10 protein-coding genes are annotated in these 16,714 nt (G+C 59.2%); 6 read left to right on the plus strand and 4 right to left on the minus strand.

The annotated features are described in order from the left end of the window. Positions 1-125: 125 nt before the first annotated feature. The 4 genes from ACID345_RS12730 to ACID345_RS12745 all read left to right on the plus strand — a co-directional run bounded on the left by ACID345_RS12730 (position 126) and on the right by ACID345_RS12745 (position 6,053). Positions 126-2,546, plus strand: coding sequence for a 3-hydroxyacyl-CoA dehydrogenase/enoyl-CoA hydratase family protein (locus tag ACID345_RS12730; protein ID WP_011523271.1), 2,421 nt, complete (start codon positions 126-128; stop codon positions 2,544-2,546). A gap of 3 nt (positions 2,547-2,549) precedes the next feature. Beyond that, positions 2,550-3,725: a thiolase family protein gene (locus ACID345_RS12735; RefSeq protein WP_011523272.1), complete on the plus strand. Its 1,176-nt coding sequence runs from the start codon at positions 2,550-2,552 to the stop codon at positions 3,723-3,725. 114 nt (positions 3,726-3,839) lie between these two features. Next, positions 3,840-5,633 (plus strand): acyl-CoA dehydrogenase family protein, encoded by a 1,794-nt coding sequence (locus ACID345_RS12740; RefSeq protein WP_011523273.1) that lies wholly within the window; start codon positions 3,840-3,842, stop codon positions 5,631-5,633. A 159-nt stretch (positions 5,634-5,792) separates the two neighbouring features. Beyond that, complete coding sequence (locus ACID345_RS12745; RefSeq protein WP_011523274.1) at positions 5,793-6,053, plus strand: hypothetical protein; 261 nt, start codon at positions 5,793-5,795, stop codon at positions 6,051-6,053. Positions 6,054-6,103: 50 nt separating this feature from the next. Here ACID345_RS12745 and ACID345_RS12750 read toward each other — a convergent pair whose 3' ends face one another. From ACID345_RS12750 to bamA, 4 genes are read right to left on the minus strand one after another with little or no spacing between them, the layout of a single operon-like run. Further along, positions 6,104-6,772, minus strand: a complete 669-nt coding sequence (locus ACID345_RS12750; RefSeq protein ID WP_011523275.1) for a protein-L-isoaspartate(D-aspartate) O-methyltransferase — start codon at positions 6,770-6,772, stop codon at positions 6,104-6,106. Positions 6,773-6,796: 24 nt separating this feature from the next. Continuing rightward, entirely contained in the window at positions 6,797-10,906 is a 4,110-nt protein-coding gene (locus ACID345_RS12755; RefSeq protein ID WP_011523276.1) for a translocation/assembly module TamB domain-containing protein, read from the minus strand. Beyond that, positions 10,903-11,607: a SurA N-terminal domain-containing protein gene (locus ACID345_RS12760; RefSeq protein WP_011523277.1), complete on the minus strand. Its 705-nt coding sequence runs from the start codon at positions 11,605-11,607 to the stop codon at positions 10,903-10,905. Before ACID345_RS12760 ends, ACID345_RS12755 begins: the two co-directional genes overlap by 4 nt. Next, the gene (bamA, locus tag ACID345_RS12765) at positions 11,607-14,609 is read right to left on the minus strand and encodes an outer membrane protein assembly factor BamA (RefSeq protein WP_187148822.1); all 3,003 of its coding nucleotides are present in this window, start codon (positions 14,607-14,609) and stop codon (positions 11,607-11,609) included. Before bamA ends, ACID345_RS12760 begins: the two co-directional genes overlap by 1 nt. A gap of 68 nt (positions 14,610-14,677) precedes the next feature. Here bamA and ACID345_RS12770 point away from each other — a divergent pair, with 68 nt between their 5' ends. Both ACID345_RS12770 and ACID345_RS12775 read left to right on the plus strand, forming a co-directional pair. Continuing rightward, a complete protein-coding gene (locus ACID345_RS12770) occupies positions 14,678-15,694 on the plus strand; it encodes a ThiF family adenylyltransferase (protein WP_011523279.1) in 1,017 nt (338 codons plus the stop codon). Positions 15,695-15,833: 139 nt separating this feature from the next. Beyond that, a complete protein-coding gene (locus ACID345_RS12775; protein ID WP_011523280.1) occupies positions 15,834-16,592 on the plus strand; it encodes a hypothetical protein in 759 nt (252 codons plus the stop codon). Positions 16,593-16,714 lie beyond the last annotated feature (122 nt).

Consider the following 16,714-nt stretch of genomic DNA (forward strand, 5'->3'; position numbering starts at 1 on the left):
CGGTAAAAGATGGTGGGGAGATTTGCGTCGCGCAGGCAGCTTTTGAACATCTCAATCAGAGCAGCTGGCGCGTGGGGTGTACCAAACATATAGATCGTCGTCGATATAGGGTGATCTGAACTCTTATGTTGAAGCGCATCGAGAAGGTTGCGGTTCTAGGCGCGGGGACCATGGGTGCCCGCATTGCTGCTCACTTCGCTAACGCAGGAATTCCCTCTTACTTATTCGATATCGTTCCGCCGGATGCAGACGGGCCAGCGCGCAATAAGATTGCCGCGGCAGGACTCGACGCGGCGAAGAAGTCGAAGCCGGCGGCGTTCTTCCATCCGGATCTGGCAAAGCTCGTCACCGTCGGAAACTTTGAAGACGATCTCAAGAAACTGGGCGAGTGCGACTGGATTATTGAAGCCGTGGTGGAGAACCTTGAGCTGAAGCGCGCACTGCTGAAGAAGGTAGAAGCGGTGCGGAAGCCGGGATCGTTGATCACGACGAATACCAGCGGACTGCCGGTCAGCAAGATCAGCGAGGGCTTCAGCGAAGACTTTCGTCGCAACTGGTTTGGCACGCACTTCTTCAATCCGCCACGCTACATGCGACTGCTCGAGCTGATTCCTACTCCCGACACAGACCCCAAGGCGATGGAAGCGGTTGCGCATCTTGGCGATGTGCAGCTGGGCAAAGGGATCGTGCACGCGAAGGACACACCGAATTTCATCGGCAACCGGATTGGAACGTTCTCGGTGCTGAACGTGATCCGCGTGATGCAGGAGATGGACCTCTCGATTGAGGACGTGGACGCGCTCACGGGATCGGCGGTGGGCTGGCCGAAGTCGGCGACGTTCCGGACGATCGACTTGGTGGGGCTCGACATTCTTGGGCACGTCGTGGGCAACATGAAGCAGAACGTGACCGACGAGCGGAGCGATCTGCAAATTCCAGACTTCTACAAGCAGATGCTGGAGCGGAAGTGGCTCGGCGATAAGACGAAGGGCGGCTTCTATAAGAAGCAGAAGGGGCCGCAGGGTGAAGAGCGGATGGCGCTCGATTGGAAGACGCTGGAGTATCACCCGCGCTCCAAGCCGAAATTCCCTGCCTTGGAAGTGGCGAAGACGATCGAAACTACGCCGGAGCGGGTGAAGGCGCTGCTCGGGCTCGATGGCAATGGGCCGCAGAAGGGCGACAAGGCGGGGCAGTTCCTGTGGACGACCCTGACCGAGTTATGGACGTATGCAGCGAATCGGATCCCGGAGATCAGCGACACGATTGTGGAGATTGATGCGGCGATGCGCATGGGCTTCAACTGGGAGATGGGGCCGTTTGAGTTGTGGGACGCCGCCGGAGTGGAGGCGACGGTTGGGCGCATGAAGGCCGAGGGCAAGCCGGTTCCAGCGAATGTGGAGAAGCTGTTCGCTGCGGGCAAGACGCGCTGGTATGACGATTCACCCAAAGCGCGTTCGGGGCGCTGCTACTTCGATATCGCGAGCGGTGAATATAAAGATGTACCGGTCGCGAACGGCGTGTGGTCGGTCGAGGTCGCGAAGAAACAGCACAAAGTTGTTAAGAAGAATGCTGGGGCGTCGCTGGTCGATCTCGGCAACGGCGTGGGCTGCATTGAGTTCCACTCGAAGATGAATTCGCTGGGTGGCGACATCATCCAGATGGTGAGCTCGACTTTGAAGCCGGGCGGACCGGGCGATCACTTCGACGCGTTCGTCATTACCAACGATGCCGGGAACTTCTCGGTGGGCGCGAACATCATGATGCTGCTCATGGCGGTGCAGGAGCAGGAGTGGGACGAGGTGGACATGATGATCCGCCAGTTCCAGAACATGACCGCGGCGATCAAGTTCTCGCAGAAACCGGTAGTGGTGGCGCCATTCGGAATGACGCTGGGCGGCGGGTGCGAGATTGTGCTGCACGCTCCGGCGCGCCAGCCTCATGCGGAGTTGTATTGCGGGCTGGTGGAAGTGGGCGTCGGGTTGTTGCCGGGCGGCGGCGGATGTAAGGAGATGACGCTGCGCGCGGTGGATGCGGCGACGCGGATTCGTCCGGATGGACGCGGCGAGTCGGTGGAGATGATGGAGGCATTCAAGAAGGCGTTTGAGACGATCGCGATGGCGAAGGTTTCGACGTCGGCTGTGGAGGCGAAGGGATTGGGATTCATCCATCGCGACGACAACATCATTATGAACCGCGAGCGCATTCTTTTTGAGGCTAAGGCCAAGGCAATCGAGATGGTGCGCGAAGGATACAAGCCTCCGGTTCCGCGGACAGATGTTGCGGTGCCGGGTGAGAGCGTGCTGGCGACTCTGAAGCTTGGCGTGCACATCATGCGGCAGGGCGAGTTCATTACCGACCACGAAGTGAAGATTGGCAACAAGGTCGCCGATGTCCTGTGCGGCGGCAACGTTACGCCGGGATCGCTGGTGAGCGAGCAGTATCTGCTGGATTTGGAGCGCGAAGGATTTAAGTCACTCTGCGGCGAGAAGAAGACGCAGGAAAGAATTCAGTTCACGTTGAAGACGGGCAAGCCGTTGAGGAACTAATTTATGCGCGAAGTAGTGATTGTATCGGCCGTCCGGACGCCGGTCGGCAAGGCTTACAAAGGGACGCTGCGGGCAACGCGGCCGGATGATCTGGGCGCGGTGGCGATCAAGGGCGCTCTGGAGCGGGTACCGCAACTCGACGTGCGCGAGATTGAAGACGTGATCCTGGGCTGCGCCATGCCGGAGGCGGAACAGGGCATGAACGTGGCGCGCATCGCTTCCCTGCGCGCGGGATTGCCGGTCGAGTGCTCGGCGATGACGATTAATCGTTTCTGCGCGTCGGGACTGCAGGCGATTGCGCTGGCGGCGGAGCGGATTCGCGGTGGCGGAGCGGAAGTGATCGTCGCAGGCGGTACCGAGAGCATGACGATGGTGCCGATGGGCGGACATAAGTTCACGGCCAATCCGTACCTGGTGGAGACGTATCCGGATTCGTATCTGTCGATGGGCTTGACGGCGGAGCGGCTGGCGGTGCGCCACGGGATCACGCGCGAGATGGCGGACGAGTTCTCGTACAACAGCCACAAGAAAGCCATTGCCGCGATCGAGGCTGGGCGCTTCGAGGATGAGATCGTTCCGGTGCCGGTGACGTTCGTGACGCCGAACGGATCGAAGCCGAAGAAGCAGGAGATATTGTTCAAGGTGGACGAAGGGCCGAGGGCCGACACGACGTTGGAAGCTCTGGCGGGATTGAAGCCGGCGTTCCACGTGAAGGGCACGGTGACGGCGGGCAATTCGTCGCAGATGTCGGACGGGGCGGCGGCTGCGGTGGTGATGTCGGCGGAGCACGCGAAGAAATTGGGGATCAAGCCGCTCGCGAGGTTTGTGGCGTTCGCAACCGCGGGTTACAAGCCGGAAGAGATGGGACTGGGGCCGGTGTTCGCGATTCCGAAGGCGCTGAAGATCGCCGGGCTGAAGCTCGAGGACATTGATGTGTTCGAGTTGAACGAGGCGTTCGCGGCGCAGGCGTTGTCGGTGATCAAGGAAGCGGGGATTGATATCAATAAGGTCAATCCAAATGGCGGCGCGGTGGCGTTGGGGCATCCGCTGGGATGCACGGGAGCTAAGCTGACGGCGACGATCATTCGTGAATTGAAGCGGCGCAATGGGAAGTACGGGATTGTGACGATGTGCGTCGGCGGAGGTATGGGTGCTGCGGGGATTTTTGAAAATCTTTAAACACGAAGGGCACGAAGTACACGAAGGTTTTTTGGGGTTAAGACTTTAAGACCTTCGTTTCCTTCGTGACCTTCGTGTTAAACGAATTTGGGTTTGAATTTGGAGGACGTAGAGATGGCAACAACCGCATCGGTTTCGAAGCAGCGTACAGTCGGCGGGAGCTTTTTGCTTGAGGAGCACAAGCTCGACAACGTCTTTACGCCTGAGGATTTCAACGAAGATCAGCAGATGGTGGCGAAGTTGGCGGAAGATTTCGCCAACAATGAAATCGTGCCGATGATTGAGCGGATCGAGCACAAAGAGTGGGACGTGACGCGCGAACTGCTGAAGAAGGCCAGCGAGGCGGGGCTGACCAACGCTGATGTTCCGGCGGAGTACGGCGGGTCGGAGATGGACAAGGTGTCGTCTGCGCTGATTGCCGATCACATTGCGAAATCCGGCAGCTTCTCGGTGAGCTACGGCGCACATAGCGGTATCGGCACACTGCCGATCGTGTACTTCGGCACAGAAGACCAAAAGAAAAAGTATCTGCCGCGCCTGGCGAGCGGTGAGCTGATTGGTGCTTATGCACTGAGCGAGAGCACGAGCGGTTCGGACGCGATGAATCCGCGGACGAAGGCGGTGCTGGCGGCCGATGGCAAGCATTACGTGCTGAACGGCGAGAAGATGTGGATCACCAACGCGAACTTCGCGGATTTGTACATTGTGTTTGCGAAGGTGGATGGCGAGAAGTTCACGGCGTTTATCGTCGAGAAGACCTTCCCGGGCTTCTCGGTGGGCGCGGAAGAGAAGAAGCTCGGGATCCGAGGTTCGTCGACCGCGCCGCTTATTCTCAACGATTGCCAGGTGCCGGTGGAGAACTTGCTGGGCGAGATCGGCAAGGGTCACATCATCGCGTTCAACATCCTGAACATTGGGCGCTTCAAGTTGGGTGCGGCGTGCGTGGGCGGAGCGCGCAATATCCTGAGCCATACGATTGCGTACGCGAAACAGCGCAAGGCGTTTGGGAAAGTGATCGCCGACTTCGGGTTGATTCGCGAGAAGCTGGCCCAGATTGTGGCGGGCATCTACACCGGTGAGGCAATGGTGTATCGCACGGTGGGCATGATGGATGTGGCGCTCGGTGAAGTGGAAAAGGGCGGCGCGGAGGAATCCAAGGAGACGCGCAAGGCGATCGAGGAGTATGCGGTTGAGTGCTCGATCATCAAGGTCTGGGCGTCGGAGATGCTCGACATGGCCGTGGACGAGACGGTGCAGGTCTACGGCGGGTATGGGTTCGTCGAGGAGTATCCGGCAGAGCGGGCTTATCGCGATTCACGCGTGAACCGCATCTTCGAAGGCACGAATGAAATCAACCGGATGATCATCACGGGCTTCCTGATGAAGCGCGCCATCAGCGGACAACTGCCGCTGCTGCCGGCGATCAAGAAGGTGATGGACGAAGTGATGGCGGGGCCATCGACCGACGAGATCGAAGGCGCGCTGGCGGCGGAGCGGACGATCGTGGGCAACGCTAAGAAGGTCGGGTTGCTGGTGGCGGGCGCGGCGTCGCAGAAGTACATGCAGGACCTGGTCAATCAGCAGGAAGTGATGGGCGCGATTGCGGACATCATCATTGAAGCGTTCGCGATGGAATCGGCGGTCCTGCGGACGCAGAAACTGATCGAAAGCAAAGGCGAGAAAGAGGCGGAGGTGGCGACGGCGCTGACGCAAATCTATATCGCCGGAGCGATCGGGCGGGTGGAGGCTTCGGCAAAGAAGGTGATGGCTGCGGTGGCCGAAGGCGACATGCTGCGGACACAGTTGATGATCCTGCGGCGATTGGTGAAACATGAGCCGGTCAACGTGATTGCGTTGCAGCAGCACGCGGCACAGAAGGTGCTGGAAGCCGACAAGTACGCGTTTTAACGCTGTGCCTCTCCCAGAACGTAAGGGCGGATACTTCCGCCCTTAATTTTTTGTTACTGGCACTTTCCTCCCATTGCAGTGTACAGGCGGACGGGTATGCTTCCCCGGAACATCGGCGGCCTATTCGTGCCGCACACATCGCAAAAACATGGAGAAACAATGAAGAAGAATCTTCAGATTGGCGTTGTAGGAATCGCTCTGTTCCTGGCGGGGACGGCCGTTGGGCAGAAGGTCAGCGCAAACCGGCATCCGAACCTTGCGGCCGCACAGAACCACGTCGAGATGGCGCGGCAGAAGTTGAGCGCTGCGCAGCAGGCAAATGAATTTGATATGGGCGGCCACGCGGCGAAGGCGAAACAGTTGCTGGACGAAGCGTACGGCGAGATTAAAGAGGCAGCAGTAACGGCGAACCACAAGTAGGTCGCGGTTCATCGCAAAAGACAGGGCGCGTGCAGCGCCCTTTTTTCATTTTAGCGGGCGGGGCTATAGCCCTGGTTGCCGATGAGAGGGACGAAACGGCAGTCGTCGAGTTTCGTGCGCTGCAGGCGGCCTGCTTGTTTGCGGACCACGTATAGCGCTTGCAACTCCGGTGAGCCGACGGGGATCACCATTCGTCCGCCTTCTGCGAGTTGGTGGAAGAGTGCGGGCGGAAAATCGGGAACGGCGGCGGCGACGAGGATAACGTCGAAGGGAGCCTGGTCGGCGAGGCCTTCGCTGCCATCGCCGGTGATGACGCTGATGTTGGTGTAGCCAAGATGTTCGAGGTGGATGCGCGCCAGGGCGGCCAACTCGGCATGGCGCTCGATGGTGAAGACCTGTGCAGCGAGCGCGCCCAGCAATGCGGCCTGGTATCCGGTACCGGTGCCGACTTCGAGAACCTTATCGGCGGGAGCGATCTGGGCGGCTTCGAGCATGCGGGCGACGATGTAGGGCTGCGATATCGTTTGCCCGAGCGGAATGGGCAGCGGATGGTCGGCGTAGGCATCGGGATGATATCGCGCGACGACAAATTCTTCGCGCGGAATGGTGGCCATGGCGTTGAGCACCCGCTCGTCGCGAATGCCGCGCTGGCGGAGTTGGGTATCGATCATGCGGGCACGATCGAGCGCGAAGCCGGTGAGATCGGGACTAGCTGCCATGTCTGTCAAAGGTAACGCAGCGAGTTAACGTTTGCGCTGCCGCACCTGCACTTCAAATCCTACGACACCGTACTCGTCGCGCACGCCTACGATCGAAACATTCCGGTTCACGTTGTACTCGAATTGGATCACCTGCTGGGCTGATTGGGTGAGGTTGGTGATGTACGTCAGAGTGATATTTCCTGAGACTTGCTGTTCGACGGTGATGCGCGCGTTAGGGTTGTTCTCTGCTCCGCCGACTTCGGGATCAATCTTGATGCGACTGGCGCCGAAGAGCTTCTGCACGCGACTGCTAATGGCAGCATTCAGGGCCGAGCCAAGAACCGCGCTGGATGCGGTTTCCGTGAACTGCGAACTGCCCGGAGCCATATAGGGCTGGGTGGTGTGTCCGAAGGCGAGGAGGGCGAAGACATCCGCGGTGGGCAGCGGTGGGTCGGAACGATAACTGGTGTTGAGTTTCTCGGTGGTGCCGTGCAGGCCGATGGAAATGTCGTAGTCGCTGACGCGCGCTGAGGCCTCGAGATCGAGAACGGGATCGATCTTCGTCGGATTCGCGAAGAGGATGTCGCCGCGATCCAAGCGATATTTGGTGCCGTTGAAGGTAACGTTGCCTTCGACGATGCTGATGCGTCCGAGAAGGACAGGGCGCAAGGCGGTGCCACGAAGACGAAGATCCACGTTCCCGGTGATACGCGCCAGCGAGGTCTGCACTTGCAACTCGGGAGTGGAGATCACGCGAACATCGAAGTGCAAGTTGTTAAGTGGCGAATCGGGTTTGGGTGTCGCGGGAAGATTCTTGGAAGTTGCGAAATAGCTCGCGAAATCGAAGCGTGGATTCAGTCCGAACTTGTTGATGACGACGTCGCCGGAGAGCATAGCGTTCTTGACTGTGCCAACGAGGCGAAGGTCGGCGTCGCCGTTGGAGCTGACGCCTTCCGGATAGCGGATGCGGACGTCTTTGCCGGTGGCAGCAAGATTAAAGCTGATGATGCGGCCGTACCCGATAAATCCGCTGATGGCGAGGTCGCCGCCGCCGGTGTGTGCGGTGAGGCTCTCGACCTGGAGACGATCTTCGTTGAACACCAGGCTACCGTTGAGATCGCTAAGACCGTTCGGAAGATCGACGTACGATACTCCGGCGTGCTCGATGGTGATGCGTCCGCGGATGGAAGGATCTTTGATGTTGCCGCCGACGCGGACAGCGATGTTGGTGTTTCCGTAAGCGACGAGATCGGGATTGAAACTCTGGAGGAAGGTGAGGTTGACCTTGCCGTCGGCGCGGACCTTGATGGGCTGGGTGCCGGTAAGTTGCACGGTGCCTGTAGAAGTAAGGTCGGTGTTCTCGCCGGTGATGCGGAAGGCTTCGAGCTTGGCGATGCCGCCCTTGTACGTCGCAACCAGCGGGCCGACGTTGCGCAGCGTCTTGCCTTCGACGACGGACTCGTACTTCGGAATTTCGAGCCGAGCTTCCAGGTCGACCGGGTGACGCAAGGGTCCGGTCACGTGAAGCGTGCCATCGATCGACGAATGACCGCGAGCAATGCCCTGGAGGAAAGGTTGGAGATCAACATTGCCGAATGCGACGGTGATGTCGCTTGGCAAATCGCCGCGCATGCGAATACTGCCCTTCCCTTCGACGGTTGCGGTGACGAAGTGGGAATTGGTGGTGACGTCGAGAGTCTCGCCGTGGGTAGTGGCGTCAATGAGGAGTTCGCCTTCTTTCTTGCCGCCTAGCGAGACATTGCCGACGCGCACGTGGCCTTCGATGTGAGGCTCCGACAGCGTGCCACTGCCCTTGGCGTTGAACTCGGCGATGCCGGTGAGTTTTACCTTCGACGTTTGCACCTCCGGGAACCGTAGAAGGTCTATGCCGGTTCCACGGAGATCGAACTGGAAGGCCTCGGTTGAGACGTTGATCAAGCCGGAGCCCTCGGCCTTGGCGGAGTCGGAAGTCGCTTGAATGTTTGAGAACCTGGCCTCGCGTCCGCTGAATGTGAGATCGGTGGAGAGCGACTGCATCGGCTGACCGTAGGCGGTGCCGTCAATGATCGTGAGCACGCCGGTGCCGCGCGGATCGAGGCGGGTGCCTTCCATCTGGATCTCGAGGTTGAGCGTGCCCGTGACGGGATAGTTGAAGCCAAGGAGAGCCTGCGCATCTTCGACGCGGGCGTCGCGAATCCGGGCGTTGCCGTGAAAGACGGACGTATCCGTGAAGGCGCCGTTCTGGAGCGTGGTGCTGGCTGCGACTTCAAAACGCGCACTGCCGCTGCGCAATACTCCGCCACGAACGGACGCACCGCTCGGCCCGTATGCGACGTATCCGTCAAAAGAATCCCAATGGAAGCGGACGGGCTTGGTTTGCGGAAGAGGCGCGGGCGTAGTTCCCTGCTTGATCTCCGGCTTCCCTTTTTTGTGCAGCGCCTTCACTAACTCGGGTTCGTGGGTGGCAGCAGTTGGCGGCTTGATAACGGTTTCGAAATCAGTAAGGCGGAGATGGCCGTTGATATTGGGCAGTGACGGATTGCCTTCGATCGTCCCCTGGAACGAACCCTCGCCAGCGACCTGCAACGGCATTTCGTTGCCAAGCTTCATGAGGAGGGGCTCGAGTTCATTCATGTTGGTGGTGGTGAGACCGACAGCGAGATCGAAGTTTCGGGGACTGGCAAAGCCGGTGGCATTGAGGTGCGTGCCGCGAGATTGCAGGTCGGCTTGCGAGATGCGCACGGAGTTGTCGCGGACCGCGTAGGTGCCCTGGAAGTGCGCTCCAAGAGGCATCTGATGGGGATCAGCGGTGGCAGGAGGAACGGCGTCGAGGGCGAGCTTGAGTTCGGCAGCGATTGGTCTTCCCTGCCAAGCGAACTCGGCTTTTCCGGAAGCGGAGCCGACGGCGTGCAGCGAAGAAAGTGGCAAAGAGGTGCTGTGGAACATGGCTGCGATGCGTTCGAGTTGAAGGTTGTGCAACTCGAACTTGCCGTCGGCATTTTGCTCGACGGCCTCAATAGCATGCGCGCCTTTGGCACGACTGGAAGGCGATTCAACGTGTTCGCGAGGAGGGGCGTTCCAGTGCAGCACGGTGAAAGCACCGCCGACACTTCCACCCAGCGCGTTGAGGGCTACCTGGTCGAAGGCGAGTTTGTCGCGGTCTACGTAGTAATTCGAAGAACCGGAAACCGAGATCACGTGGACAGAAGGATTGCTCCAGCCGACATCGAGCAGCGTCACGTTGCCGTTGGAGAGGAACCTCTGGGCGTCGAACGCGCCTTTGCCGCGCAATTCCACGGAGCCAGATTGCACGCCTTTGACACGAGTGATGGCCGCGATCTGGCGCAGGTCGATCTTTGCGGTGTAGTTTCCCTCGACGCGTGGCTCTGCGAAGTTCGTGAGCTTGCCATCGAACGCGAGTTCGGAGCGCTCCGAGATAATGTGAGCGGCGCGCATCTCGATCGAGTTACGGTAGAGGCGGAAATCGAAAACTGCACCGAGAGAGAACGGGCGCAAGTCGTCGTATTGGGCGTCGAATTTTCCGAGCTCGATGCGGCCGTTGTAGAACTCCGGATTGCTTTGGTAGCCGAGCCGGATTGTGAGATCGCTCGCGGCGAGGTCAAACGGCGTTCTGCGCTCGTTGACCTTCAGCAGGCCGTTGGTGACTACGAGGTTGCGAACGGCGATGTCAAAGAGTGGATCCATGGGGCCGGTCGGAATCCCGGCCTTGCGAGTGCGCGGCGTGGGTTGGTTGGTGCTGCCGTCGGGATAAACGAGGAGATTTACGGATGGATTCGAGACGTTCAGGTTCTTAAGACTGATTTGGCGCTGGAGGAACGAGACGATGCGAATATTGGCGTCAATGCGGCGGACCTGCAGCAGCGGCGCCTGACCAGCGGGCTCGAGGCCGTGGATGGTGAGGCTGTCGATTCCGATGCGCAGACGAGCAAGGTTCCACTGGATGCGGCCAATTTCGACTTTGCCACCGGTGGCATCTTCCAGTTGATTGATGATGCGGTGACGAATGAGTTCGCGGAAGCTGTCGCTGGTGAGGTACCAACCGGTGCAGACGAACGTAAGCAGGACGAGCGAGCCGTAGACCGCCTGGCGGATCTTGCGACGTTTGCGGGTCGTCGGTTTCGCGTCGGTCATTGCACTTCCCTATTGGCAGCCTGTGCTGCGGGTGCGGCCGAAGGGACGATCCAGCGGATGTCGGCGTGGTTGTGCAATTCCTGCAGCCAGTTGGTCAGCAGGGTTGCCATGCGCTGCTGGCGCAGGATCTCTTCAATCTTCGGGGAGACGACGGTGAGCTCTTCGGGCTTCTCGCCACGCTTTTGAACTTCCGGAACGTAATTGTTCTTGTAGTAGCTCTCGACGTCGGCGCGCGCGATACGGCTCTCGGGACGCAGGCGCAGATTGATGAAGCGGAGTGCTTCCAATTGCGCGGTCGTCTTGCGGCGGACGGTTTCCTGATCCAGGCCGTAGGTCTGCAAGAGGCTTCGCCAGGCTTCGTCGGTGGTCGCTTGCGGATAGAGTTTACGCAGATCATCGAGCGACTTGGTGATTTCGCGCTCTTCGGCGGCGGCGATTTGCGAGTCACCGATTTGGGCTTGAATGAGTCGCTGATCAACAAGGTGCTGAAGAACCTCGCGACGATCATTTTCGGTAAAGCTGGAGATGAGGCGTCCCTGTTGAAGCGCTTCGAAGGCAACGGCCTCGTCCCAATCGCTCTGAAGAATCGGAGTGGAATCCACGGAGGCCACAAGGCGGTCGATCACCTCGCCTGCACGGGAGCTTGGGACCGCGAGTGCGAGGACAAGTGCCAATCCGAGTTTGTGAACCAGTCGATTCATCAGAAGGTTTGACCGATGCTAAAGAAGACGTTGACCCGCGTGGTGGACGATGTCGAGTTGTCGTTCAGGATCGGGTAGCGCGTCGGATTGATGGCGTAGCCGATGTCGAATCGGACGGGCCCAACCGGCGTATGGTAGCGAATCCCGAGTCCGACCGCTTGCGCAAGATAACCGTAGTCGCAGGGCGGCGGGTTTGAGCCGTCGGCAGGCTTCTGCGAGCAGGCCGCAATGGTTGGCTGATGCAACCGCCCGAGGCCAGTCCACATGTGGGAGACGGTGTCGAAGACGTTGCCCATATCGTGAAAGAAGACAAAGCTGAGGTTGTCGTCTACGAAGGGCAAGGTTGGTGGTGGCATGCGCAACTCAAGGCTGTTCACGAAAAGCGCGTTGCCTCCGATGGGATATCCGGTGAACTGATCGCGCGGGCCGGCCTGGTTAATGGAGTACCCGCGGAGAGAGTTGCCGCCACCTGCGTAGAAGCGTTCCGGCAGCGGGACGAGAGTGGAATTCTGGTATGGCGACTCGAGACCAATACGCAAGGACCGCGCGAAGACCCAGTGTTTCGCACCGAACTGGTAGTAGCTGGAGTTCTGTACGAGGATGCGACTGAAGTCCTCTTCAGAACCGAGCCTGGTGGAAGCAATACCGATATCGGCGGTGGTGTACATGCCTTTGTGGGCGTCGATTGGGTCGTCGCGCCGATCGTAGATGACGGTGACTCCCGGCATGCCGATGCGCGTCGGTTGCGAATACAGGGGAATGAGTGCGGGATCGATTTGCAGCGTGGTGGGATCTACGTTGACGCGACGATAGCTGTATCGGTAAAGCATCGTCCATGTCTTACTGATGACCTGCTCGGCCTGGATGGAGCCTTCGGCGCGCTCCGAGGTGAAGGTCAGTACGTCGGCGGATTTGTCATAGAAACCAGTCAGAGAGAGGCGCCAGTTTTCCTTTGCGAATAGGCGCGGCGCGGTGTAGCTGACGAGCCCGCGCTGTTCGAGTTTTCCGTAGCGAGCTTTGATGACGAAGGTATGGTCGCGTCCAAAGACGTTGAGACGCGTCAGTTCGAACGAGAAACGTGGACTCCATCCGGTGGTGCCGTTCGGGGTGTTGGACGATCCCTGGCTGCTGCCGGTGGCGAACTCGAAGCCGACGCCGTAGTTGAATGTCCAGCGGCGCGCCTCGTCGAGCTGGAAGATTACGTTCCTGCGCTGGGCGGTACCGTCGGGGTCCTGGATGGCGACGTTGGCTTCGCTGAAGATTCCCAGGTCGTAGAGGCGACGTTGGGTATCGAGCATATCCAGCTGGCTGAGGGGGTCGCCGTCATGCACGTGCATGCGCTTGGCAACAACTCCGGGACGCGTGTAGTGCAAGCCGTAAACATAAACGCGGTCTACGAAGACGCGGGTGCCCTCGTGAATTTCATAAGTCAGGTCCATGGAGTGAGGATCGCCGCTGTAAGGGAGCGTGGTGATCTTCATGTCCATGTTGGGAAAGCCGCGATTGAAGTAGTAACTGATGATCGCGTCGCGATCGGCTGCGACGGCGTACTCGGAATAAGGCTGGCCTTCGTCGAGTGAGAGCTGCGGCTGGAACTCGGCGGTTGGAATCGCGAGATTGCCGATTACGGTGAGAGTGTGGACGCGCGACTGTTCGCCTTCGTCGATACGGAAGACGATGCGAAGGTCACCACTTTTACCGCGATAGTTGTCCTCGACGTCGGCTTTTACGGATACATCTTGAAAACCGTTGGTCTTATAGAGGGCGGTGATGGCGGCAACATCGCGCGCCAGCATGGCCTGGCTGAACTTGCCGTGCGTCAGCAGCATGGTCGCGGTCTGAACGCTAAGGCGCTCCCGGATCGTATCTTTCGGGAAGTACTTGTTGCCTTGGACGTCCACTGACTGGAGGCTGTGGCGTTCACCAGCGTCAACGTTGTAAACGATGTCGAGTTTCTGGTTATCGAGGGTGCGGTTTCGCGAGTAGTTGACCTTGACGTCGAAATAACCCTCGGACTGATAGTAGTCGCGGAGGTTGCGGGTTCCTTCGTTCAGGAGATCGTCGTCGGCTGCGTTCTCTTCGTACACAGGAACATAGCGCTTGATCTTACCGCGGCTGAGTTTCGCGCCTTCAACGTCAATCTTCACCACCGGCCCGCGTTGCACCGTGAAGATGAAATCCACGGTGTCGCTGTCGTGGTTGTAGGACTGTCGCGCGAGCGTGACCTGGGCTTCGAGGAGGTCGCGCTTCTGATACTTCTTGCGGAGGCGCTCGAGGGCGCGGGTGGCGTCGGACGCCTTGACCTTGGCGCCGGGCTTGATCTTGGTGATGGACTCGACTTCCTCCTGTGTGAATCCCGACTCGCCGTGGACCTCGATTTTGCCGACACGCGCGAGCGGGCCGGGAGCGAGATGGAAAAATACTTCCGCCTGCCGGCTGTCTTCATGCTTCTTCAGCGTGTAAGTGAAACTCGACTCGTAGTAGCCGTTGTCTTCCATGACGCCGGTCATTTGCGTGATGGCCTGCTTAATCCCGGTGTCGGTGAGGGCGTGTCCGAGTTCGAGCTTAGTGGCGTTGAGGAGCTGGCGCAGGCTTGGCGCACCTTTCGGGCGGCCATTGAGGTTCACATCACCAATGAAATAGCGGTATTGCAAGGCGAAGGTGAGAACGACGTCGCCGTTGGGAGCGGGATCGGTTTCAGCGGAGATGTCGGAGAAGAGGCCGGTAGCGAAAAGCGCCTTAATACTTGCGCTCGCCGCGGCGCGGGTAAAGGGATCGCCCACCTTCACGGTCAGGTACTCGGTAAGAGGGTCGGTGCTGGCTAGGCTCGCGCCCCGGAACCGGATTTCAGCGATACGTTTTGCGGCTGGCCCGTTGGTGGAAGCAGGGATGTCCTGGGCGACAAGGCGGGCAGAACAGGCGCAAGCCAGCGCGATGGCCAGTAGCCACGCAAACGCACCTCGTCGCCAGCTTCCGTGTCTGCACCAGAAACGCAATCGCACCAGCACTTTAGCTCTTACTGAGATTCCGGCACCTATAATAAACGGTCGGTTCGCGAATCGAGGTCTATGTGCAGTTCCAAGAACGGTACTCCCGGCAAATTCTGTTCCACGGCATTGGGGCTGAAGGGCAGCAGAGGCTGGCCGCGGGACGGGCAGTAATCGTCGGTTGCGGAGCAACCGGTTCGGCGCTGGCCTCCCTTTTGGCGCGCGCCGGCGTGGGCTATTTGCGAATCGTGGATCGCGATTACGTAGAGCCGAGCAATCTGCAAAGACAGGGTCTGTTCGACGAGAACGATGCCGCCGAGGCGCTTCCGAAGGCCATCGCGGCAGCGCGAAAAATCCATGCGTTTAACAGCGAGATCACGGTTGAACCTCATGTGGATGACCTGACTCCCGACAACGCCGACGATCTACTCGCGAACGTGCAATTGATCCTCGACGGAACCGACAACTTCGAGACGCGCTATCTGATTAACGACTACGCCGTTAAGAACGCCGTGCCGTGGATCTACTCCGCGGCCGTAGGCAGCTACGGCGTGGCAATGAATATCCTGCCCGGCGAAACGGCTTGCCTGGCATGCGTTTTCCCCGATTCGCCGCGCGGTGTGGTCGAGACGTGCGATACCTCAGGAATCTTGAACACCGCTGTGAACGAAGTGGCATCGCTCTCAGCGACGGAAGCGTTGAAATATTTTGTCGGCGCCCGGGAGAAGATGCGACGGACGCTGGTCTCAACCGATGTCTGGACCAATGAACGGTCGGAGATTCGGACCGGCGGACCGAAACCTGGCTGCCGGTGCTGCGGGAAGCGCGACTTTAGCCACCTGTCCGGGGAGGGGCGTCCGCATATTTCCTTGTGCGGACGCAATTCGGTGCAGATCCATGAGCGGCAGAGGCCGATCGACTTCGCGATGATGGAGACACGACTGCGGCCGCATGGCCAGGTACGCCACAACGAATTCGCGCTGCGGTTTTTCCACGAACCTTTCGAGATGACCCTGTTCCCGGACGGACGGGCGATCATTAAGGGGACGACGGATATTGGCGTGGCTCGAAGTTTGTATGCGCGGTTCGTGGGATCGTAGAGCCAAGTCGGAGTATGGAAAACAGCTACTCTGGTTAACTTAATACTTAAGAGCCAGTGGGCATCTCTGTTTACTAAAGACTAATCAAACGGAACAGGAAAAACGACCGGACCATCAGGTTCGGTCCGGAGTAGAACCTATGTTCCGTCTTGGGCTCCTCGCTCTCGCCTTGACCACCGCTGCGCTCGCGCAGCAAAACCTTCCTGGCACCGTTGTTACGAATGCTCCGCAGCAGATGGTGCCTTCGGCGCGTCCGTTGGTGACGACGCCGACGATGACGTTGAGCAACGGATTTTCTCCTGCGACGGTGACGATGCCGCAGACGCTAGTGACCGAGCAACCGGCAACGGTTGTGACGGGACCTGCGAACAACAACATGCCACAAGGCGAAGGTGTCTCGACGGTTGCAGAAGCCGAAGCGGCAGCTGATTTCGATGTGGCGGCGGCAGCAACGGGATCGGCGTTCAACGTGGGCATTGCAGGTCCAAGCCTGGCGGATATCGCACGGCAATCGAAGAAATACCAGGTGCAGGCGCACAAGACCTACTCCAATGAAGACGTCGACCGCATGAACCAGCAGACGTCGAACGGTGGAAACGGGATCATCTCGGCGACACATGGCGATGGGCAGCCCATCGTGGCGCGTAATACTGGCTTTGAACCATCGAGCGGAATTGCGAACATGCCGGATGCAGCCGGATCCACCGACGAAACGCAGATGGCCAACAACCCCTCGGAAACCAATCCGATGAGCGAAGGTCAGACGAACGCGACCGCATCCAATGCCGACCAGGGACAACAGAACACCCAACAGGCCACGACACCGGCAGCGCAGGCTCCGGCGAATGGCCAAGAACCGGCACAACAGCAGATGCCGGCAAACGACAATCCGCGATAAGTTTCGGTTTCGCGAAATTTGCGAAGATACGACGGAACAGTGAGAGGCGAGGCCACGCGGCTTCGCCTTTTTAACGTTCCAAAGCGGATGCGTGGCGGAAATTGACGTTCCACTAGATCGAA

The sequence above is a fragment of the Candidatus Koribacter versatilis Ellin345 genome, assembly GCF_000014005.1.
In the GTDB taxonomy this organism is placed as follows: domain Bacteria; phylum Acidobacteriota; class Terriglobia; order Terriglobales; family Acidobacteriaceae; genus Korobacter; species Korobacter versatilis_A.